The 20,329-nt window shown below is 69.2% G+C and carries 17 protein-coding genes; 6 read left to right on the top strand and 11 right to left on the bottom strand.

The features are described 5' to 3' along the window. Window positions 1-13: 13 nt before the first annotated feature. Window positions 14-1,042 carry a hypothetical protein gene (locus ACWDUD_RS04785; RefSeq protein WP_450108503.1) on the bottom strand — a complete coding sequence of 343 codons (1,029 nt, stop codon included), beginning with the start codon at window positions 1,040-1,042 and terminating at the stop codon, window positions 14-16. A gap of 356 nt (window positions 1,043-1,398) precedes the next feature. Then, window positions 1,399-1,716, bottom strand: coding sequence for a hypothetical protein (locus ACWDUD_RS04790; protein WP_450108504.1), 318 nt, complete (start codon window positions 1,714-1,716; stop codon window positions 1,399-1,401). A 233-nt stretch (window positions 1,717-1,949) separates the two neighbouring features. Between ACWDUD_RS04790 and ACWDUD_RS04795 the strand changes: the two genes are divergently transcribed. Beyond that, window positions 1,950-3,008 carry a tyrosine-type recombinase/integrase gene (locus ACWDUD_RS04795; protein ID WP_450108572.1) on the top strand — a complete coding sequence of 353 codons (1,059 nt, stop codon included), beginning with the start codon at window positions 1,950-1,952 and terminating at the stop codon, window positions 3,006-3,008. Between the two features lie 9 nt (window positions 3,009-3,017). Here ACWDUD_RS04795 and ACWDUD_RS04800 read toward each other — a convergent pair whose 3' ends face one another. Next, window positions 3,018-4,103, bottom strand: a complete 1,086-nt coding sequence (locus ACWDUD_RS04800; RefSeq protein ID WP_450108505.1) for a helix-turn-helix domain-containing protein — start codon at window positions 4,101-4,103, stop codon at window positions 3,018-3,020. A gap of 150 nt (window positions 4,104-4,253) precedes the next feature. Here ACWDUD_RS04800 and ACWDUD_RS04805 point away from each other — a divergent pair, with 150 nt between their 5' ends. Then, the gene (locus ACWDUD_RS04805; protein WP_450108506.1) at window positions 4,254-4,712 is read left to right on the top strand and encodes a 6,7-dimethyl-8-ribityllumazine synthase; all 459 of its coding nucleotides are present in this window, start codon (window positions 4,254-4,256) and stop codon (window positions 4,710-4,712) included. A 133-nt stretch (window positions 4,713-4,845) separates the two neighbouring features. Next, window positions 4,846-6,141: a hypothetical protein gene (locus tag ACWDUD_RS04810; RefSeq protein WP_450108507.1), complete on the top strand. Its 1,296-nt coding sequence runs from the start codon at window positions 4,846-4,848 to the stop codon at window positions 6,139-6,141. 22 nt (window positions 6,142-6,163) lie between these two features. Here the strand turns inward: ACWDUD_RS04810 and ACWDUD_RS04815 are convergent, their stop codons facing one another. The 6 genes from ACWDUD_RS04815 to ACWDUD_RS04840 all read right to left on the bottom strand — a co-directional run bounded on the left by ACWDUD_RS04815 (window position 6,164) and on the right by ACWDUD_RS04840 (window position 13,070). Next, window positions 6,164-7,282 carry a serine hydrolase domain-containing protein gene (locus ACWDUD_RS04815; RefSeq protein WP_450108508.1) on the bottom strand — a complete coding sequence of 373 codons (1,119 nt, stop codon included), beginning with the start codon at window positions 7,280-7,282 and terminating at the stop codon, window positions 6,164-6,166. After that, window positions 7,267-7,788, bottom strand: coding sequence for a pyridoxamine 5'-phosphate oxidase family protein (locus ACWDUD_RS04820; RefSeq protein ID WP_450108509.1), 522 nt, complete (start codon window positions 7,786-7,788; stop codon window positions 7,267-7,269). The genes ACWDUD_RS04815 and ACWDUD_RS04820 overlap by 16 nt, the downstream gene beginning before the upstream one ends. A 542-nt stretch (window positions 7,789-8,330) precedes the next feature. Beyond that, the gene (locus tag ACWDUD_RS04825) at window positions 8,331-8,837 is read right to left on the bottom strand and encodes a hypothetical protein (RefSeq protein WP_450108510.1); all 507 of its coding nucleotides are present in this window, start codon (window positions 8,835-8,837) and stop codon (window positions 8,331-8,333) included. A 57-nt stretch (window positions 8,838-8,894) separates the two neighbouring features. Further along, window positions 8,895-9,221, bottom strand: coding sequence for a Rieske (2Fe-2S) protein (locus ACWDUD_RS04830; RefSeq protein WP_450108511.1), 327 nt, complete (start codon window positions 9,219-9,221; stop codon window positions 8,895-8,897). Continuing rightward, a complete protein-coding gene (gene nirB / locus ACWDUD_RS04835) occupies window positions 9,218-11,725 on the bottom strand; it encodes a nitrite reductase large subunit NirB (protein ID WP_450108512.1) in 2,508 nt (835 codons plus the stop codon). Before nirB ends, ACWDUD_RS04830 begins: the two co-directional genes overlap by 4 nt. Before the next feature lie 109 nt (window positions 11,726-11,834). Further along, complete coding sequence (locus ACWDUD_RS04840; RefSeq protein ID WP_450108513.1) at window positions 11,835-13,070, bottom strand: MFS transporter; 1,236 nt, start codon at window positions 13,068-13,070, stop codon at window positions 11,835-11,837. A gap of 67 nt (window positions 13,071-13,137) precedes the next feature. Between ACWDUD_RS04840 and ACWDUD_RS04845 the strand changes: the two genes are divergently transcribed. Next, complete coding sequence (locus ACWDUD_RS04845) at window positions 13,138-13,890, top strand: FadR/GntR family transcriptional regulator (RefSeq protein ID WP_450108573.1); 753 nt, start codon at window positions 13,138-13,140, stop codon at window positions 13,888-13,890. On the opposite strand, the gene ACWDUD_RS04850 is transcribed toward ACWDUD_RS04845, so the two are convergent. Further along, window positions 13,887-15,095 carry an MFS transporter gene (locus ACWDUD_RS04850; protein WP_450108514.1) on the bottom strand — a complete coding sequence of 403 codons (1,209 nt, stop codon included), beginning with the start codon at window positions 15,093-15,095 and terminating at the stop codon, window positions 13,887-13,889. The genes ACWDUD_RS04845 and ACWDUD_RS04850 overlap by 4 nt on opposite strands. Beyond that, the gene (locus ACWDUD_RS04855; RefSeq protein ID WP_197250472.1) at window positions 15,092-15,985 is read right to left on the bottom strand and encodes a PAC2 family protein; all 894 of its coding nucleotides are present in this window, start codon (window positions 15,983-15,985) and stop codon (window positions 15,092-15,094) included. The genes ACWDUD_RS04850 and ACWDUD_RS04855 overlap by 4 nt, the downstream gene beginning before the upstream one ends. 51 nt (window positions 15,986-16,036) lie before the next feature. Between ACWDUD_RS04855 and metH the strand changes: the two genes are divergently transcribed. After that, a complete protein-coding gene (gene metH / locus ACWDUD_RS04860; RefSeq protein WP_450108515.1) occupies window positions 16,037-19,606 on the top strand; it encodes a methionine synthase in 3,570 nt (1,189 codons plus the stop codon). Then, the gene (locus ACWDUD_RS04865; RefSeq protein WP_450108516.1) at window positions 19,599-20,327 is read left to right on the top strand and encodes an HAD family hydrolase; all 729 of its coding nucleotides are present in this window, start codon (window positions 19,599-19,601) and stop codon (window positions 20,325-20,327) included. Before metH ends, ACWDUD_RS04865 begins: the two co-directional genes overlap by 8 nt. Window positions 20,328-20,329: the final 2 nt, after the last annotated feature.

A 20,329-nucleotide genomic window follows, 5' to 3' on the forward strand; every position in this document is an offset into this window, starting at 1 on the left:
GCGGTACCGGTCGCTACGCCGGGGGACGCTTCTCCTTCGCGGTGTCTTGGATCTTGGTGTCTTCGGCGACGTTCTCGGTGCTTTCGGTAGCGCGGCGAGCACGGGCGGCCGTGAGTTCGGTTCGCAGTTCGGCGATTTCGGCACGTAGTTCGTCCCCGCGCTCGCGCGCGGCGGCCTCGGTCGCCGCCGACGACGCGGCCGTGACGCGTGCCTGCTCGAGGTGATCGCGCAGGTCCGCGCTGCGTGTGCGCTCGGCGCCCAGCTCCGATTCGACGCGTTCGAGCGCGGCGGACTCCCGTTCGAGCGAAGCGCGGGCGCGCGTGAGTTCGGCGCGCGTGTCCTGCAGGTCGGCGGCCAGGCGATCGCGCTCTTCGGCGGCCCGCTCGAGGAGGTCCCGGGTTTCGGTGATCTTCGCTGTCAGCTCGGAGACGGTGCTCCGCAGTTCCGCGGTGATCTGCTCGTGCTCCTCCTGCGTATCGGCGAGCTGTTCCTGCCAGCGGTGCAACGTCGCGGCGTGCTCGTCGGCCATCCGCGCGAGTTCGGCGTGATGCGTTTCCCGAAGCTCCCGGAGCTGCTCGGCGTGGGCGGCGCGGGCGTCGGCGAGTTCGGCGTCGACGGCACTCACCGCAGCATCGGCGTTCTCGCGATCCTCGGTCGCCTGCGCCAGCTGCTCGCGCAGGCGGACGATCTTCGCGTCCGCATCGGCCTTCACCTTGGCAAGTTCGGTCGAGGCCCGGTTCAGCTGCGCTTCGAGCGCCGCGGGATCGGTGAGCTTGTCGACGGCGGCCGTGATCTGCGCCGCGACGGCGTTGTACTGCTCGAGGCTCGCCGCGGTCAACGCGCGCAGTGACGACACCGCCGCCGCGAGGTTGCTCGCGCCTTCGGCCGGATCCGCAGGGGAGGTGAGTTCTGCGAGCTGGGCCGCTTCCTTCCGCTGTCGTTCCCGTTCGCGGTGTGCGCGCACCCGATCGGCGGGGGAGGCGTACTTGCGCGGCCTGCCGACGCGCGGCTTCGACTCCTCGACAGCTTCGTTCTCGCCCATTTTCGGCCCCTTCAGCGCCTTGAACAGCATTTATAACATAACAATACACGAAACGTTACTTGAAACGAAACGAAAGAGAATGCCAAGTGTCGCCAAAACTGCAGGTAGCGACGGGTGTGCTTTGCAGGATGGGTGGTTGTTTTGTCTTGGGTTTCGGAAATCATGTTCTAAGAATGCGTACATGCATATGTCAGCATGTATTCCTTTTGATCGTCATAATCCCCACTTATGACGATCAAGGTCGCGCGGGGATCGAAAAACTGGGTAGGGGTGGGGCACGCCCGGCACCGCAGTGCCGGGCGCCCCTGGAGTGCCGGCGAAAATGCCCCTCGAACAGGGGAAATGGGCTACGAGCGTCAGTCGATGCGCACATCCGGCCACGGCGGCCGGCGGAGAATGGCGAGGGTGGCGATCGTGGCGGCGACCAACCCGATCAGCTCACCCATCAGCGCGATCCGCGTCCCGTCGACCGCCGCTTCCCAGCGGACCTCACCGTCGTGAACGACGAAGACACCCAATGGCTTCGGAACCGGCGTCGCATCGGTGCGCCGGAACCAGGGGCGCCGGAGGTCCGTCACGGTGATGATGGTGGTGCCGTCCGCCGTCTCGTGCGGTTCTCCGTAGACGCGGGCGCCGGCGGTTGGCAGAGGATCGGCGATGGCGTGGATGTTCATGGCCCTCCCTCGAGAGGTGGTGGGTTGTCCGGTCGACACGCCGATCCATCGTCGCATCGGGCGGTGCTCCACCGCGGTGGATACGGTGCGTTGAGTCGGATGGGGCCGGGACGAAGGGGAGTGTCACAGTGACGAAAGATGTCGGTGGCGCGGAACTGGTGTCCTCCGGCGCGTTCGCGCCTCCCGAACCGGCCGGGGCGCCACCGAATCTCCCGGCCGGCGCCGAGGATGCGATGCGCCGGCTGCGCGAGAAGGCGTCCTCCGACAACACCCGTGCCGCGCACACCGCCGACTGGGACAAGTTCGTCCGCTGGTGTGAGGGATCCGGGAACACCCCGCTGCCCGCGTCGCCGGAACTGCTCGGCTGGTATCTCACCGAGAAGTCCGGCGAACTCCGGCCCGACGGCCGGTGGGCATATGCGCCGTCCACGCTGGCGCGGTGGGTCGCGACGATCAACAAGGTGCACGCTCTCGCCGGCCTGCCGGTCCCGGGGCGGAGCGAGACCGTGCGCGACCTGCTGCGGGGAATCCGGCGCAGTCGCGCGACCCCAGCCGCTCGGCGCACGCCGCTGCTCACCGAGGACGTGCGTGCCATCGTGGGGACCATGCGTGCGGCCGCGACCGGGTTCGCGGACCGGGTCGCCGAACGTCGCGATTCGGCGTTGCTGCTCATGGGGCTCGCCGGTGCGCTGCGACGCTCGGAACTGTGCGGCATCGCGGTATCCGACGTGGTCGCGCACCGCTCGGACGGCCTCTACGTCACCATCCGTCGTTCCAAGACCGACCGCGACGCCCACGGCCGCGTCGTCACGCTGCCGTACGGCCGCGATGCGCAGACCTGCCCGGTGTGCGCGTACCGGCGGTGGCGCGAGGTGCTCGACGTGTGGGACGACGGTGGTCGTGCGGCCGCGGTGTCATTGCTCGAGGATGCGGTGGACGAGCTCGGCGACCACCACTGCCGCGGCCTGGCGTCGAAGACGGCCGGCCCGGACCGTGCACTGTTCCGGCCCGTCCATCGCACCGGTTCGATCGGTTCGGGAGTGCTCACCGGCCAGTCGGTGCACTCGATGATCCAGCGACGGGCCCGCCAGGCCGGGTTCAGCCCGGAACTCGTGGCCACGCTCGGCGGGCACAGCCTGCGTGCCGGATTCGTCACCCAGGCGGTGCGCAACGGCGCCACGACGCAGACGATCATGACGCAGACCGGGCACGCCGACGAACGGATGGTCGCGCTCTACAGCCGCCACCACGCGGGCCTCGTCGGCAATGCCGTCACCGAACTCGGGCTCTGAGCGGAACCGTCACAGACCCCGTCCGACCGGCCGCCGCCACCACGACTCGTCCGCCTCCATACGGGACCTCAGATGGTCGGCCGCGTCCGGATTGCGGAACGGTCCGGCCAGCAGATCCGCGTAGACGTGCGCGGGTGCGACGAACCGCAACCCCTCCCGCCGCTCCATCCGGTCGAAGACCACCGGCGTCCACGGGATCGCCACCACGACGTCCGCGGCGCGGTCCACCGGGCGCAGCCCGAGGGCGGCGGCGAACTCGTCCGGATCGTCGGCGTACACCTCGAGCAGATCCGTGGATGCGTAGTCCGTCGCACCCACGCCGGTCAGGGCATACCCGAGGTCGATACGCTCGGCGAGCTGGGTCCGCACCGCATCCAGCCCGTCGGGTGCGGCGAAACTGCGAGTGGCACAGGGCTTCCGATCCGCCGCCCACGCACGCAGCATCGGTTCCCACCGCACGGAGGTGACAGGGCCGCGGGGGATCCGGCGGATCAGCTCACGTTCAGTGAGGACCTCGACCACCCGGTACGCGGCGCCGGTGGATGCACCGGACAGCTTGATCAGCTCGGGAACCGACATGTCGCCGACGTGGTCGGCGAGCGCCCGCACGACCCGCTCGGACGGTTCGCCGGTCAGCACGCCCGAGGGCCGGCCGGGCCCGCGCCACGGATCCGCGTCGGCACCGCGGTTGCGCACCCAGATCGCGGGCCGGGCGGCGACGAGTGTGAGATTGCCGGTGGCGTCGGCGTAGGAGATGCCGTGCTGGTCCAGCTGGCGGCGCACCGGATCGGACAGGTAGTGCGCGCACACGAATCCGCGGTCGGATTCGGTGAGTTCAGCCGAGATGCGCGCGATGTCGCCGCTGAGGACGCCACGCGACGTGATGACGGAATAGGAGACGGAGTCTCCGTCGGGTGCGGTGACGAGAATGCGTTTGGGTGCTTCGGGGGAGCGGGCGCGGTCGGCGGTCACAGACCAGCCGAGGGGCAGGCAGGCCTCGACGCTCGCCACCGCGCGGCGGTAGATGTCGATGTGGCGTTCGGGACGAGGACCGACGACCTCGACCGACCCGCTGGAATCATCCGCAACAGTCACACCCACCACACTACTCACTCTGTCTGCAACGGAAAAGCACAAATTTCGGAATGGGTGTCCGTTGCGGGCCGTTGGTCACAACGTCGGTCCCCGGGAAGCCGCTGCGCCTGTCGGCACGGGGAGGGGAGCGTGATGCGATAGTTTCAACGCATGAGTGACAGTCTCGGCCGCTACGCCTTCATCCAGGCCACATGGCATCGCAGCATCGTCGACCAGGCCCGTGAGGGCTTCACCGACGAGATGGTGGCCCTGGGGCATTCCAAGGACACCCTGGAGTTCTACGAGGTGCCGGGAGCTTTCGAGATCCCCCTGCACGCCCGCCGGCTCGCGCAGACCGGGCGGTACGACGGCATCGTCGCTGCGGGACTGGTCGTGGACGGCGGTATCTACCGGCACGATTTCGTCGCGACCGCGGTGATCGACGGCCTGATGCGCGTCCAACTGGACACGGATGTCCCGGTCTTCTCCGTGGTGCTCACCCCGCACAACTTCCACGAGCACGACGAGCACGTCGAGTACTTCACGCGGCACTTCGTGAAGAAGGGCGCCGAGGCGGCGCGGGCCGTCGATACGACGGTGAAATCGCTGCGTTCGCTGCCGACGGAGTAGTACTTCTCCACTCCCTGTCCGTCTCGCCCGGGGCATTAATCCGGGCAAGACGGAAACTTGAAATATCGCAAACTGATCACCCCCTCGGCGTGCCGCCCGTCCGAAACTTCCGCCGTCCTGAAGCGTGTGGCACATGCACTACCGCAGTTTCCAGCTGTGCCTCGCCGTGGGAGCGTTCGCCGCGGGATCGGCCCTGGCGTCGACCACCACCGACTCGTTCGCGTTCGTCACCGGTGGCAGCAGGGTCGGCCTGCTGTTCTCGGGCGGCGCCGTCGGCGTGACCCTGGGCGCATTCATCGCGGCGGTGGTCGCCTGGGGAATGCAGGTACGGTCGCACCGGGCGCTTGCGGCCGCGGTCGGCCTCGTGCTGATCGGTCTCTCGGCGGCACCGTGGGGAGGCGAGTACGGAGTGTTCGCCGCGGCGTCCGGGGCGGGCCTGCTCCTCGGTGCCCTGGCCGCGACCGTTCCGTCACTCGGCGCTGGGCGCGGTCAGGTCTCCGTCGCAGCAGGAGGACTCGCGGGGATCCTGTGTGCCGAACCTCTTGCGCGGCTGGGACGCGAGTCGTCTCCGCGCCGGTATGCCGACTATCTTCCGGCGTCGTCCGAGCCCGACGTGGTTCTTCTGGTACTCGTCGCAGCGGCAGTGCTCGCCGTGTTCGTGCTGATGTGGCAGGCGGACACCGGGACCGTCACCACGGAAGACGTCCGGTTGCGGGGAAGGGGAGTGCTCGTCGGGATAGTTCTTCCCGCAGTCTGGCTGATCCTGCACTGGCGTTTCGTCGGGGCGGTGAGCGGCCTGCACGGAACCACGGTGTTCTCGGGCTGGTGGTGGGGTGGGCTCGCTCTGATTCCGGTCACACTCGCTGCGGCCGCATGGATTCCGGGTCCGGCGGGCGCTGTGCTTCTCGCCGGGACAGCGGTGGCGTTCGTCGGTCCGAGCGAACTCGCGTGGTACACGGAGCAGTGGTGGACGCTGCTGATTCCGGTGGCGCTGGCCGCGCTCGGGTCGGTGGTGGGAATCCGGGTGCGCCGCCCGTGGTGCGGCATCGTCGGACTCGTTGTCGTGGCACTGACCGGCCTCGTGGAGAGCCCGCCGTGGGACAACACCCACCTGGTCGCCGTTCTCGTTGTCTTTCCCCTCGCGGCCGCATTTCTCGTCGCCTCCTGCCTGCCGTCGGCGCCGACGGTCGTGATGACGGCGCTCGCGGCCCCGGCTGCGATTCTCGTGCCCCTGTCTGCGAGATACGGGTGGACCGCGTACGCGCCGCTGCAGGGGGAGGGGATCGGAACGAGCGGTAGTGGACACCGGATTTCTGCAGTGGTGGTGGGAGTCTCGATCGTGGCGTTGGGCATCGGAATCGGTTGGTTGCGGCGACGCCCGGACGATGACGCGAATCACGCGGGTATCGATGGGACCGCCGAGAACTGACGACACGGACGAGGGAGTCCCGTCATGGTGCCGAGTCCCGAGAACGCCGGGTGATCTCGGCTGCGGTCACGTCGACGAGTCGTCGGGCGGTGTCGAAATGCGGGGTGAGGCGGGTCTTGGTCATGGCGAAAGCTGTGCCGGTGGCGGTGTCGGCACAGACGTAGCTGCCGCCGCCCCCGACCCAGCCGAACGTGGTGGGTGTCTCGTCAGGGGAAGCGCCGAGGCGGCCGAGCGGATAGCCCAGGGCCAGTCGCACCTGGCTGCCGACGACCCGGTCGGTGCCCTCGAACGCGAGCGCTGTCATCTCCTCGAGTTGGTGTGTATCGATGAGCCGGCCCTCGAGTACCGCGCCGTGCACGGCGGCGATTCCCCGGGCGGTGAAGGTGCCGACCGACGGGATGTCCGCCTCCAGGAACGCGGGACTGTTCCCCAGGGCCGCGGTGGGATGCAATTCCCACGGCGCGAGAATGCCGTCGTCCGGGGGGAGTTGTTGCGGTGCGGCGTCTTCGAGCCGTGCCAGTCTCTCCAGGTCGGTTCGCGGCACACCGAAGTACAGCTCGCGGTCGAGACCGAGCGGCGCGGCGATCCAGTCGTGGAGGAGTTGCCGCATCGGCTTGCCGGTGGTGCGGCGTGCGATCTCGCCGACGAGGAAGCCGAAGGTGTACGAGTGGTATCCCGTCTCCGTCCCGGGACGCCAGAGTGGTTCGGCTGCGGCGATGGCGGTGCAGACCCGCGGCCAGTCGGTCAGGTCGGCGGGGCCGATGTCACGAGGCATGGCCGGTACCCCCACGGAGTGGGTCAGCACATGATGAAGAGTCGCGCCCTCCTTGCCGTGGACACCGAACTCCGGCCACAGGTCGACCAGCGGTGTGTCGTAGTCGAGGGCGTCGGTCCGCACGAGCAGATGGGCGATCAGCGACGTCATGGTTTTGCCGGCGGAGAAGCTGAAGAACGGGGTTTCGGAGGCTACTGCGCGCCCGGTTCGGCTGTCGGCGATGCCCGCGACGGCGTCGACGACCGGCGCACCGCGGTGGTACACGGCAACCTGCAAGCCGGTTTCGGCTCCGGTGCCGACGAATTCGTCGAGCAGACTTCGGATCCGGTGCTGCAGCGCGGACATCGCCGTCACCGGTTCGGCCACGTGTAGCGGGTCTGACTGGATGTGGGCAGCTTGCCGAAAGCGAAGCCGACCGTCGGCGCAACTCGATAGAGCCGGATGTCACCGGCAATGACGGCTTCGCCCAATCGATTCCAGGCACCGTCGCGGCCGGTCAGGTGGGGGCCGTACTTCCGCTCGAAGTCTGCGAGGGCCTGTGCACGTTCGGTGCGCTCACTCACTGCCGTTGCGACGCCTTCGATGACGACGTCCACACCGGTCAGAGAATTCGTGCCGGTCGTGAGCGCACAGTGCGAATTGTGTTCGAGGTTGAGCGCTTTGCGCTCCTGGGCACCGGTCGTGAAGCACAGACCGCCCAAACTCCATGCCGCCAGCAACGGCGTCACGTGTGGACGCCCGTCCGGGCGCACGGTGGAAAGCCAGAACACCTCTGCCGCATCGATAACCGTCAGCGCGGACGCCCACGGCGTTGCTTGCGCATCCGGAGAGGAGAAGGGCCCCAGTACGACATCCGGTTCGTTTTCCGACATGTGAATGTCCCTACGTCGGTGGGATCGATCTGTCGACCGGCTGAAAGAGCAGCGACAGCAAGCGTATCCCCGCAACCGGAGCGTCGGGGGAGCACTTCAGCGCGAGCAAGATTTCTGGAAAGCACGGAACGCAAAGAAATACAGAACTCTCGCGGATGCCTACCTCGATCCACCACTGCCTGTCTTTCACCGGAAGTGCCGATATTCCGAGTCCGGATCCGATCGGGGGAGCGGACGCCGGTTCGATCGGGTGCAGGCAGGAAGGCAAGCGTCGCCGACCATGTGGAATCCACAGGGGGAGAGGCGTCTACCAGCCTGCGAGTCTGTCGAGGGGCGGGGAGTCGCTGTCGGCGCCGGGCGGGGAGCGACGAAACGGGGAGTGTGGCCGACCGCGAAAATCCGGAAGCCCAGAATTCTTCGGCGTGGGTCTTCGGGCAGCTGTCGAAACGTGAGGAATTATTCCGGACATGACGGAACAAATAGAAAAACAGAATCTCACTCCAAACCCATCACCAAACCACCCATCTCGCCTCCATCAGAACTCACCAACCTCTAAGGTTGGGTACCGAACCCGCGAAATGGAGTGCAAGGCGTCGATGTCGGTGCTCGAAGAGTCTTGTGATGATCTGTCGGGCCAGCTCGTCGCCGTAGGGGAGTCGTGCGAGAGGAGCACGAAGTTCCATGGTGAGCCGGTCGTGCACGCGGGTACGACCGGCTCCGGCGGCGGTGAGTGTGCGTTCGTGCTCCCAACGCCGCATCGTTGCCATCGTGGACTTCTCGTGGAAGCGCCGGCCCGGTTCCAGCTCCACGATCGTGAGCGCGTCGTATTCAATAGGAAGCACGCCGAACAGAAGAAGTGGCGCCGTCCCGAGCGGTACACCGACGGGAACCCGGTCGACACCGATGCCGCGCACTCCTCGCGGCATCCGCATTGCGAGCAGGGGTGCAAGTTCGTCGTTGATGCCGGCGGGGTCCGTCACCCGGGCCCACACCGCGGGCGCATCCGCAGCGACGATCGATTCGTGTTCGACGATGACGGGGTGGCTCATCGGAGGATCCCTTCGGCGGCTTCGCCTACGGTAGCCAGCCCGGCGACCGCACGGGTGCTATCCCACGGTCAAGAGGATCCGTCCGTCGACCACGTGCGCCGGATAGGTTTGGACGGAACCGATTCCGGGGGTGGTGCAGGCGCCGGTGTCGAAGGAGAAGGCGTACTGGTGCAGCGGGCACACGACGACCGCGTCGTCGATCTGGCCGTCGGTGAGCGGACCGGCCTTGTGCGGGCACATCGCGTCCGTCGCGCGGACGGTGCCGTCGGACAGCAGGTACACGGCGATCTGCCGGCCGTCGACGGCGTAGGTGCGGCCTTCGCCTGCGGTGAGGTCGGTGATCGCTCCGACGTCGACGGTCACTCCGTCGTGCAGGGCGGTCATCGGACGGGAACCTGGGGGAGCGGGAGCAGCGGCAGCGACGGGGCGAACTGCGCCGGGGATTTCGGTGTGGTGCGTTCGAGCCACGGGTCGCGGTAGCCGGCGACCGCGGCCGCGATCCGTTCGTCCAATCCGGTCACGATGTCCTCCTCGTCGTCGAGCAGCAATACCTGCAGGCGGTCGATGCCCAGGCGTGGTACGAAGTCGTAGGTGCGTTCGAGCCATCGGGCGTTCTCGCGGTAGTACTGGATGAACCGTCCCGCGATGGTCAGGACCTCGTCACCGGAGTCGACGGTGGCGAGCAGGTCACCCTTGCGGATGTGCGCGCCGGCGGCCCCGCCGACGTAGATCTCCCAGCGGCCGTCGCCGACCGCGACGACGCCGAAGTCCTTGCACAGTGCCTCGGAGCAGTTGCGGGGGCAGCCCGCGACCGCGAACTTCAGCTTCGCCGGAGTTTCGAGGCCCTGGAAGCGGTCCTCGATGGCGATGCCGAGCGAGGTGGAGTCGCCGAGACCGAACCGGCAGTAGTCGCTGCCGACGCAGGTCTTCACGGTGCGCACGGACTTGCCGTAGGCGTATCCGGACGGCATGCCGAGGTCGGCCCACACGTTCGGAAGGTCTTCCTTGCGGATGCCGAGCAGGTCGATGCGCTGGCCGCCGGTGACCTTGACCATCGGCACCGAGTAGCGGTCGGCGACGTCGGCGATGCGGCGCAGCTGGTCGGGGGTGGTGACGCCGCCCTTCATCTGGGGGACGACCGAGAAGGTGCCGTCGCGCTGGATGTTGGCGTGCACGCGGTCGTTGATGAACAGGGCGCCGCGTTCGTCGATCCAGTCGGGTCCCCACACCACGCGCAGCAGCGACGCGAGCGGCATCTTCGCGGTCGCGTCCTCCCCGGCGGGGGCGAGCGCGGCGAACACCTGGGACACCGAGCGCAGGCCCTGGGCACGGATCGCGGCGATCAGGTCGGGTTTGCTGAGCGGGATGCACGGGACGTACCAGTTCGCGGCAGGGTCGTCGGCGAGTTCACCGCCGGCCGCGCAGGCCACGATGTCGGCGACCAGGCCCTTGCAGGAGCCGCAGCCCTTGCCGGCGCGGGTCTTCGCGCACACCTCGGTGAGGGTGGCGGCGCCGCTGTGGACGCAGGCGACGAGGTCGCCCTTGGTGACACCGTTGCAGTTGCACACCTGGGTGTCGTCGGGCAGGTCCGCGGCCACGTCGGGGCCCTGGGGTTCGCCGATGTCGAACAGAAGCGCCGCGCGGTCCTCGGGGAGGTCGATCTTGCCGTCGAATGCCTGCGCGAGCATCGAGGCCTTGCCGATGTCGCCGAGCAGCATCGCCCCGATCAGGGTGCCGTCGCGGACGACGACGGCCTTGTAGACGCCGCTGCGCGGATCGTAGAACTGGACGAACTCGTCGTCTTCGCGTTCGGGGCCCTTGACGCCCATCGCGGCGACGTCGATCCCGGCGACCTTCAGCTTGGTGGTGGTGCGGGAACCGGTGTAGGCGGCGTCGGGGTTGGTGCCGGTCAGGTGTTCGGCGAGGACGACGGCCTGTTCCCACACGGGTGCGACGAGGCCGTACACCTCGCCGCGGTGCTGGGCGCATTCGCCGACGGCGTAGACGCTGGATTCGTCCTCGCAGCGCATCTGGTCGTCGACGAGGATGCCGCGTTCGACGACGAGGCCGCCGTTGCGGGCGAATTCGGTGTTGGGTCGGATGCCGGCGGCGACGACGACCATGTCGGTGGCGACGGTGTCGCCGTCGGCGAAGCGCACGCCGGTCACGGCGCCGCGGTCGTCGCGCAGGATCGCGGTGGTGCGGGTGCCGGTGAGGACGGTGATGCCGCGCTTCTCGATCTCGGTGCGCAGCACGCGCCCGCCGCGCTCGTCGAGCTGCTGGTTCATCAGGTGCCCGGGCGAGTGCACGACGGTGACGGCGAGTCCCTGGGTGCGCAGACCGTAGGCGGCCTCGAGACCGAGGAGGCCGCCACCGATGACGACGGCGGACACGTCGTCGTGGGCCTCGGCCATCTGCAGCATGCCGTTGGTGTCGGCGATGGTGCGGAATCCGAAGACGCCACGGCCGAGGCGGCCGTCGGTTTCGCGGAGGCCGTCCATGTTCGGGAAGAAGGTGTTGGAACCGGTCGCGACGATCAGCAGGTCGTAGTCGACCTTGCGGCCGGATTCGCAGGTGACGGTCTTGGCGAACCGGTCGAGTTCGATCGCACGGTCGCCGGCGTAGAGGGTGACGCCGTTCTCGCGGTACCAGCTCATGGGGTTGAGCACGAGCTCGTCGTCGTCGACGCCGGCCTCACCGGCGAGCACGTGCGAGAGCATGATGCGGTTGTAGTTGCCGTACGGCTCGTCGCCGATCATGGTGATGTCGAACTGCTCGCGACCGCCGCGCGCAAGGATTTCCTCGACGGTGCGTGCGCCGGCCATGCCGTTTCCGACGACGAGCAGCCGCCGGCGCGGGGTCTCCGGGTTGGGCGGTGTCGGTGTCATGCGTCGAGGGTCGGACGCAGCGGTGACGGTTCGGCGGCACGCGGGTTAAGCGGCGATCAGGAAGACCTCACAGCGGCGGGTCCGGTGCTGTCAGGTGCCTCGCTCGTGTTCAGGACCGTCGCGCGTTGAGGAGCAGGGCCATCGCGGTGACGAGTGCGGTGGCGATCGAGAATTCGATCACGGCGGTGGTGGCGCTCTGATGGTTCATGAGCAGTCCCACTGCCAGGGAGGACAGGGCCATTCCGGTGTAGGCGCAGGTGAAGAAGGCGGCGAGGACGGCGCCGCCGGTGTCGCGGGCGTCGGTGGCGATCGCGGCGCTCACCCGTTGCATGCCGCTGGCGAAGGTGAGGCCGTGTCCGATGCCGACGCAGGCGGTGACGGCGAGCAGCAGGCCCAGGCTCGAGGCTGCGCCGACGAAGGCCAGGCCGATCACGCCGACGAGGTTGCAGGCGAGACCGGTGCGCTGGGCGGTGAGCGGATCCGTTCCGCGCATGGACAGTTGGGTCGTCACGGAGCAGAGCAGCATCAGGGACGCCGCGATCGCTCCGACCAGCAGGTTCGACGTGCCGAGCAGATCGGTGGTCCAGGACGGGACGACGGACAGGAACAGTCCGGCGACGGCCCACGAGGCCGCGACCGGAAGCGCCGCGTGCAGGAAGACCGACCGGATCGCTGCGGGTACGCGGGGCAGTTCGAGGAGGCGGGCGCGGGTGCGGGTGGTCGTGGTGTCGGGCAGGGCCAACAGGGCGAGGAGGGCGGGAACGAGCGCGAGCACGAACACGACGTAGGGGGTGACCAGCGGCAACGGGAGGTATTCGGCGGCCAGTCCCGCCCAGATCGGTCCGAGTGCGCATCCGGCCGCTCCGGTGACGGTCGCGGCTCGAGCCGCGCGCCGGGGGTTGCCGGCCGGGACGTGTTCGAGGAGGGCGGCGGCTCCGGCGGCGGAGCAGGCGCCGATGGACAGGCCTTGCAGGAGGCGTCCGGCGAAGAGCCATCCGGTGGTGGGTGCGCCGGCCAGGACGACGGCGCCGAGGACTCCGGTGAGGAGACCGGCGAGGAGGACGGGGCGGCGGCCGGTGCGGTCGGAGAGGGGGCCGAGCAGGAACAGTGCCGGGACGAGGGTGGCGACGTAGGCGGCGAAGATCGCGGTCTGGGTGAGGGGGCTGAAGCCGAGGTCGGCTCGGTACAGCCCGTAGAGGGCGGTGGGGATGTTCGATCCGAGGGTGAGGATCGTGAGGGCGTAGCCGAGGCCGTAGTAGTGCCGGGCGGAGCGTCGTGGCGGGGTTTCGTCGGTGGGGCGGGCCGTGGGGATCACCGTGTTCGTCGACGAGATTGCTGAAGCCACGTCGGACATCCTACATCCCATGTCCGATCGTAGGATGCGTTGTGCGTCGTCGTGGGAGGATCTGGAAATGGTGGTCGTGAGACCGGAATCTGTGTACCAGCAGGCGCTGGAGTGGATGCGGACCCGCATCGAATCGGGTGACTGGCCCGTCGGCGACCGGATCCCCACGGAGGCGGAACTGGTGTCGATCCTCGGGGTCGGACGCAACACCGTCCGCGAAGCGGTCAAGTACCTCACCTCCGCCGGCATGCTCGAGATCCGCCGCGGGTTCGGTACCTACGTGCGGGCCCGCAGCGAACTCGGGGGACTGCTGAACCGCCGCGTCGAGGTCGCGGAGATCCTGCACGCCTTCGAGGTCCGCCGCGCACTCGAGCTCGAGGCGGTGCGGTTGGCGTGCGAGCGCCGCACCGACGAGGACATCGCGCAGCTGCGGGAGGCGCTGGCCGCCCGCGCCCGTTTCTGCGACGGCGCCGACGAGGCCGGATACGCCTCGACGGACATCGCCTTCCACTCCGCGGTGGTCCGGGCCGCGCACAACTCTGTGCTCGAGGACCTGTTCGCTCGACTGTCCGAGCTGATCCGCGCGACCTACGAGTTCACCCACGGCGCGTTCGATCCGGCGTCGAGCACCGTTGTGCACGAGCAGGTCGTCGACGCGATCGAGGCCCGCGACGAGGTGCGGGCGCAGGCCGCGGCCCGCGGTTACCTGGATCCGATCGTCGGGGCCGTGCACGATTCCGCCGCGAGCGGGCACCGAGGCCGAGCCGACGATGGGTACCGAGGCCGAGCCGACGATGAGTACCGAGGCGGGACGGACTAGGCCGGGTCCTCCTCCCGGGGACTCCCGGTGTCCTCGACCCTCGCGGTGTCCTCGGGCATTTCGGTGTCCTTCGGTGGCGCGGCGTCCTTGGGCATCGCGATCGGCGCGACGATCGCCAGCAGCAGCGCGGGCAGCACGAAGCTTGCCACCGGGGCCGCCGCGTACAGCGGGGTCAGCGCCATCGGGGTCGCGGCGCCGCCGCCGAACCGGAATGCCTGCACGACCGAGACGGCGCCGCCGCGGTTGCGTTCTTCTCCGCCGAGCACCGCGGCGTTGACGCCGACCAGCACGCACTGGGAGGCGATGCCGGCGACGAACCAGGCGGCCGCGACCAGCCACAGCGTGGGTGCGAGACCGACGACGATCACGAGCGCCGCTCCGGCGATCGAGCCGATCAGGACGGTGGTGGTCGCGCCGATGCGGTCGACGAGGACGCCGACGCGCCGCGCGCTGAGGATCCCGGCAATGCCGAATCCGGTGAGCAGGGCGCCGCGCGGGGCGGGGTCGAGGCCGAAGATGTCCTCGGCGCGGAAGGCCAGCAGGAAGCTCAGTCCGCCGAGGGCGCCCCAGCCGAGCAGCGCGACGACCCCGATGCGCAGCACGCGTGGTCGCAGGGCGTCGCGGAGCCGGGCGGGGGCGGCGTCGGGTGGGCGGCCGACACCGCTGGGCAGGCCGATCACGGCGAGCACGAGGGCGGCCGCGGCGAGCACCACGAAGGCACATCGCCAGCCGACTTCCGCGGCAAGGCCGCCGACGAGTGGTGCGATGGTCTGACCGGCGGCCTGCATGGCGCCGAACAGGCCGAGGGCGCGTCCGAGCTGGTCTTTCGGGGTGATCATCGCGAGCGCGGCGAGCAGCAGTGGGGTGGTGAAGGCGTTGGCGACGCCTTGCAGGACCCGGGTGCCGAGCAGCAGCGTCATGGTGGGCGCGAGCGCCGACGCGAGTGCCGCGAGGGCGTACACGGCGTAGGCGGTGCGCACGGTCCGAACGCGGCCCCAGCGGGCGCCGAGGGTGCCGGAGACGAGCATCGCGAGGGCGAACGGGCCCAGGTAGGCGGTGATGGTGAGGGCGGCGTCGCCGGTGCTCACGCCGGTGTCGGCGCCGATCTCGGGCAGCATCGAGATGACGACCCCGCCGCCGAAGGGTCCGAGGAACCCCCCGACGTACAGTGCGGCGCGCTGCAGGGTGGTGCGGGCGCTGCTCACTGGGACAGGCCGCCCGGTCCCCTCCGGCGCAGGTACTTCTCGAATTCGGCGGCGATGGCGTCGCCGTCGATGGTGGAGATGCTGTCGTCGAGGTCGGTTTCGGCGTCGCCGCGTTCTTCGAGGGTGCGGACGTATTCGGTGATGTCCTCGTCGTCCTCGGTCATCTCGGTGACGGTCTGTTCCCATTCCTCGGCGAGGGTGGGCAGTTCGCCGAGGGGGACTTCGATGTCGAGGACGTCCTCGACGCGGCGCAGCAGCGCGACGGTGGCCTTGGGGTTCGGGGGCGAGGACACGTAGTGCGGGACCGCCGCCCAGAACGAGATGGCGGGGATGCCGCGGCGGACGCAGGCGTCCTGCAGGACCCCGGTGATGCCGGTGGGGCCTTCGTAGCGGGATTTCTCGAGGTTGAACTTCTTGGCAGCTTCACTGCTGTAGGCGGTGCCGGTGACCGGGACGGGCCGGGTGTGCGGGGTGTCGGCGAGCAGGGCGCCGAGGATGACGACGGTGTGGGCGCCGATTTCCTCGACGAGTTCGAGGATCGCGTCGCAGAAGCTGCGCCAGCGCATGTTGGGTTCGATGCCGCGCAGGAGCACGACGTCGCGGTCGCTGCCGGGCGGCGAGCACACGGACAGGCGGGTGGCCGGCCAGTCGATCTCGCGGGTGACGCCGTCGACGAGGCGCACCTGCGGCCGGTTGACCTGGTAGTCGTAGAACTCTTCGGAGTCGAGTTCGGCGAACGGTTCGGCGTCCCAGATCAGCTCGAGGTGTTCGACGGCGCCGCTGGCGGCGTCGCCGGCATCGTTCCACCCTTCGAACGCGGCGATGAGCACCGGGTTGCGCAGGACGGGGACGTCCGTTTCCGTGCCGTCGGCGGATTCACTTTCGCTCACCTGTCCAGCCTACGGCCAGCGGCCGATGGGGCGCCCACTAGTCTGGTGGCCATGTCCACCCCATTGCACTCTGCCTTGCTCGATGCGCTGTTGCGGCGCGTTGTCGTCGGAGACGGGGCGATGGGCACCATGTTGCAGGCCGCGGATCTGTCGCTGGACGACTTCCGTGGCCTCGAGGGGTGCAACGAGATTCTCAACGACTCCCGGCCGGATGTGATCCGCGGTATCCACCGCGCGTACTTCGAGGCCGGCGCGGATGCCGTCTCCACGAACACCTTCGGTTGCAACCTGCCCAATCTCGCCGACTACGACATCGCCGACCGTATCCGTGACCTGTCCGAACGCGGGACCCGCCTGGCCCGGGAGGTGGCCGACGAGATGGGTCCGGGCCCCGACGGCATGGGCCGGTTCGTGCTCGGGTCGATGGGTCCGGGCACCAAGCTGCCGACCTTGGGGCATGCGCCGTTCGACGCGTTGCGCGATGCCTATCTGGAGGCCGCGCTCGGCATGATCGACGGTGGTGCGGACGCGATCCTCGTCGAGACCTGCCAGGATCTGTTGCAGGCGAAGGCGGCGATCATCGGCAGTCGCCGCGCGATGGAGCGTGCCGGGCGGCGGGTGCCGATCATCACGCACGTGACGATGGAGACGACCGGCACGATGCTGCTGGGGTCGGAGATCGGGGCGGCTCTGAACGCGCTCGCGCCGCTGGGTATCGACCTGATCGGGTTGAACTGTGCGACGGGTCCGGCGGAGATGACCGAGCACCTGCGGTATCTGTCGCAGCATTCCGAGGTGCCGGTGTCGGTGATGCCCAATGCCGGTCTGCCGGTGCTGGGCGCCAACGGTGCCGAGTACCCGTTGTCGCCGGAGGAGCTGGCCGAGGCGTTGACCGGGTTCGTCTCCGACTACGGGTTGTCGCTGGTCGGCGGCTGCTGCGGGACGACGCCCGAGCACATCCGGCAGGTCGCGGAGGCGGTGCGGGAGCTGGCACCGGCCGAGCGTCGGCCGGTGTCCGAGCCGGGGGTGTCGTCGCTGTATGCGGCGGTGCCGTTCGAGCAGGACGCGTCGATCCTGATGGTCGGTGAGCGCACCAACACGAACGGGTCGAAGGCGTTCCGGGAGGCGATGCTGGCGGCCGACTACGACAAGTGTCTGGAGATCGCGAAGGATCAGATCCGCGACGGCGCGCACATGCTGGACCTGAACGTCGACTACGTCGGCCGGGACGGGGCGGCGGACATGGCGCAGTTGGCGTCGCGGTTCGCGACGGCGTCGACGCTGCCGATCATGATCGACTCGACGGAGCCGGACGTGATCCGGGCCGGTCTCGAGCATCTGGGTGGCCGCTGCGCGGTGAACTCGGTGAACTACGAGGACGGGGACGGTCCCGGGTCGCGGTTCCAGCGGATCATGGAGCACGTCGTCGAGCACGGTGCCGCGGTGGTGGCGCTGACCATCGACGAGGAGGGGCAGGCGCGCACCGCCGAGCACAAGGTGCGGATCGCCGAGCGGTTGATCACCGATCTGACGGAGAACTGGGGGCTGGCGCAGGAGGACATCATCGTCGATGCGCTGACGTTCCCGATCTCGACGGGTCAGGAGGAGGTGCGCCGCGACGGCGTCGAGACGATCGAGGCGATCCGGGAGATCCACCGCCGCTACCCGCAGGTGCATTTCACGCTGGGCATCTCGAACGTGTCGTTCGGGTTGAATCCGGCGGCGCGGCAGGTGCTGAACTCGGTGTTCCTGCACGAGTGCACCGAGGCGGGGTTGGACACCGCGATCGTGCACGCGTCGAAGATCCTGCCGATGGCGCGGATCCCGGAGGAGCAGCGGCAGGTCGCGCTGGATCTGGTGTACGACCGGCGCAGCGAGGGCTACGACCCGCTGCAGAAGCTGATGGAGCTGTTCGAGGGGGTGTCGGCGGCGTCGGCGCGGGAGTCCCGCGCGCAGGAGCTGGCGGCGCTGCCGTTGTTCGAGCGGCTCGAGCGGCGCATCGTCGACGGCGAACGCAACGGTCTCGAGGCGGATCTGGATGCGGCGATGACGGAGGTGCCGCCGCTGGCGATCATCAACGACACGCTGCTGGCGGGGATGAAGACGGTCGGTGAGCTGTTCGGGTCCGGGCAGATGCAGTTGCCGTTCGTGCTGCAGTCGGCCGAGGTGATGAAGGCGGCGGTGGCGTATCTCGAGCCGCACATGGAGTCGACCGGCGACGACGGCAAGGGCCGGATCGTGCTGGCGACCGTGAAGGGCGATGTGCACGACATCGGCAAGAACCTGGTGGACATCATCCTGTCCAACAACGGCTACGAGGTCGTCAACCTCGGCATCAAGCAGCCGATCGCGACGATCCTCGACGCCGCGATCGACAAGCGCGCCGATGTGATCGGCATGTCGGGTCTGCTGGTGAAGTCGACCGTGGTGATGAAGGAGAACCTCGAGGAACTCAACGCCCGCGGGGTGGCGGAGCAGTTCCCGGTGCTGCTCGGCGGTGCCGCCCTGACCCGTGGCTACGTCGAGGACGATCTGGCGGAGATCTACGAGGGCGAGGTGTCGTACGCGCGGGACGCGTTCGAGGGGCTGGCGTTGATGGACCGCATCATGGCCGTCAAGCGTGGCGAGGGTCCGGCGCCGGACAGCCCGGAGGCGATCGCCGCGCGGGAGAAGGCCGCCGAACGCAAGGCCCGGCACGAACGCAGCAAGCGGATCGCGGAGAAGCGCAAGGCCGCGGAGACCCCGGCGGAGATCCCCGCGCGCAGCGATGTGGCGGCGGATCTGCCGGTGCCGACGCCGCCGTTCTGGGGCAGCCGCGTCGTCAAGGGCATCGCGGTCGCCGACTATGCGGGTCTGATCGACGAGCGGGCGTTGTTCCTGGGCCAGTGGGGGCTGCGCGGGCAGCGCGGCGGTGACGGCCCGACCTACGAGGAACTGGTCGAGACCGACGGCCGGCCGCGGTTGCGGTACTGGCTGGACCGGTTGTCGACCGAGGGCATCCTGGCGCACGCCGCGGTGGTGTACGGGTATTTCCCGGCGGTGTCCGAGGGCGACGACGTGGTGGTGCTGACCGAGCCGCGGCCGGACGCGCCGGAGCGGTTCCGGTTCACGTTCCCGCGGCAGCAGCGGCCCCGGTTCCTGTGCATCGCCGATTTCGTGCGGTCGCGGGAGGAGGCGCAGCGCACCGGGCAGGTCGATGTGTGGCCGTTCCAGCTGGTGACGATGGGGCAGCCGATCGCGGATTTCGCGAACGAGTTGTTCGCCGCGAACGCCTACCGCGACTACCTGGAGGTGCACGGCCTGGGGGTGCAGTTGACCGAGGCGCTGGCCGAGTACTGGCACCGGCGGGTGCGGCAGGAGCTGGCGTTCGCCGGGGGCGGGACCGCCGCCGACGACGATCCGGCCGAGGTGGCGGACTACTTCAAGCTGGCCTACCGGGGGGCGCGGTTCGCGTTCGGGTACGGGGCGTGCCCGAACCTGGAGGACCGCATCAAGCTGGTCGAGCTGCTCGAACCGGAGCGGATCGGGGTGGAGCTGTCCGAGGAGCTGCAGTTGCATCCCGAGCAGTCCACCGACGCGTTCGTCCTGCACCACCCGGAGGCCAAGTACTTCAATGTCTGAGCTGATCGATTCCGTCCTCGACGCGGCGGCCCTCGGCACATCGGCACAGCCCGTTGCGCTGCGGGCGGTGCTGTGGGACATGGACGGCACGCTGCTCGAGTCGGAACAGTTGTGGGACATCGGGATGCGGGAGTTGTCGCTGCATCTCGGGGGCCCGATGTCGGAGGAGACCCGGATCGCGACGATCGGCGGGCCGCTGGATCTGTCGGTGTGGCGCACCTTCGACGGTCTCGGGCTCGCCCCGACTCCGGACGAGCAGACCGCCGCGGAGGATTGGCTCAACGCGTTCATGGCGGAGCTGTTCGCGCAGGGGCTGCCGTGGCGGCCCGGGGCGCGGGCCGCGCTGGGTGCGGTGCGGGAGGCCGGGCTCGGTCAGGCGCTGGTGACCAACACCGGCCGCCGGTTGTGCGATGTGGCGCTCGAGACCCTGGGCCGTACCCATTTCGACCACACGGTGTGCGGGGACGAGGTGCCGGCGGGCAAGCCGGATCCGGCGCCGTACCTGCGGGCCGCGGAGCTGCTCGGGCTGGACCCGGCGCAGTGCCTGGCGGTGGAGGATTCCCCGACCGGGGCGGCCGCGGCCGACGCCGCGGGCTGCACGGTGCTGGTGGTGCCGTCGCTGACGACGGTGCCGGGTTCGCCGCGGCGGGTGTTCCGGTCCACCCTGGAGGGGTTGACGGTGGCCGACCTGCGGGGACTGCACGCCGCCGGGGAGCGCTGAGC

Source organism: Rhodococcus sp. NPDC003382, from assembly GCF_053589135.1.

Coding starts and splice junctions, on each gene's coding strand:
- nirB (WP_450108512.1), bottom strand. CDS start 11,725: ATGACACCGACACCGCCCAACCCGGAGACCCCGCGCCGGCGGCTGCTC.
- ACWDUD_RS04805 (WP_450108506.1), top strand. CDS start 4,254: ATGAGTGACAGTCTCGGCCGCTACGCCTTCATCCAGGCCACATGGCAT.
- ACWDUD_RS04790 (WP_450108504.1), bottom strand. CDS start 1,716: ATGAACATCCACGCCATCGCCGATCCTCTGCCAACCGCCGGCGCCCGC.
- ACWDUD_RS04845 (WP_450108573.1), top strand. CDS start 13,138: ATGGTGGTCGTGAGACCGGAATCTGTGTACCAGCAGGCGCTGGAGTGG.
- ACWDUD_RS04810 (WP_450108507.1), top strand. CDS start 4,846: ATGCACTACCGCAGTTTCCAGCTGTGCCTCGCCGTGGGAGCGTTCGCC.
- ACWDUD_RS04820 (WP_450108509.1), bottom strand. CDS start 7,788: ATGTCGGAAAACGAACCGGATGTCGTACTGGGGCCCTTCTCCTCTCCG.
- metH (WP_450108515.1), top strand. CDS start 16,037: ATGTCCACCCCATTGCACTCTGCCTTGCTCGATGCGCTGTTGCGGCGC.
- ACWDUD_RS04830 (WP_450108511.1), bottom strand. CDS start 9,221: ATGACCGCCCTGCACGACGGAGTGACCGTCGACGTCGGAGCGATCACC.
- ACWDUD_RS04785 (WP_450108503.1), bottom strand. CDS start 1,042: ATGGGCGAGAACGAAGCTGTCGAGGAGTCGAAGCCGCGCGTCGGCAGG.
- ACWDUD_RS04825 (WP_450108510.1), bottom strand. CDS start 8,837: ATGAGCCACCCCGTCATCGTCGAACACGAATCGATCGTCGCTGCGGAT.
- ACWDUD_RS04795 (WP_450108572.1), top strand. CDS start 1,950: ATGCGCCGGCTGCGCGAGAAGGCGTCCTCCGACAACACCCGTGCCGCG.
- ACWDUD_RS04865 (WP_450108516.1), top strand. CDS start 19,599: ATGTCTGAGCTGATCGATTCCGTCCTCGACGCGGCGGCCCTCGGCACA.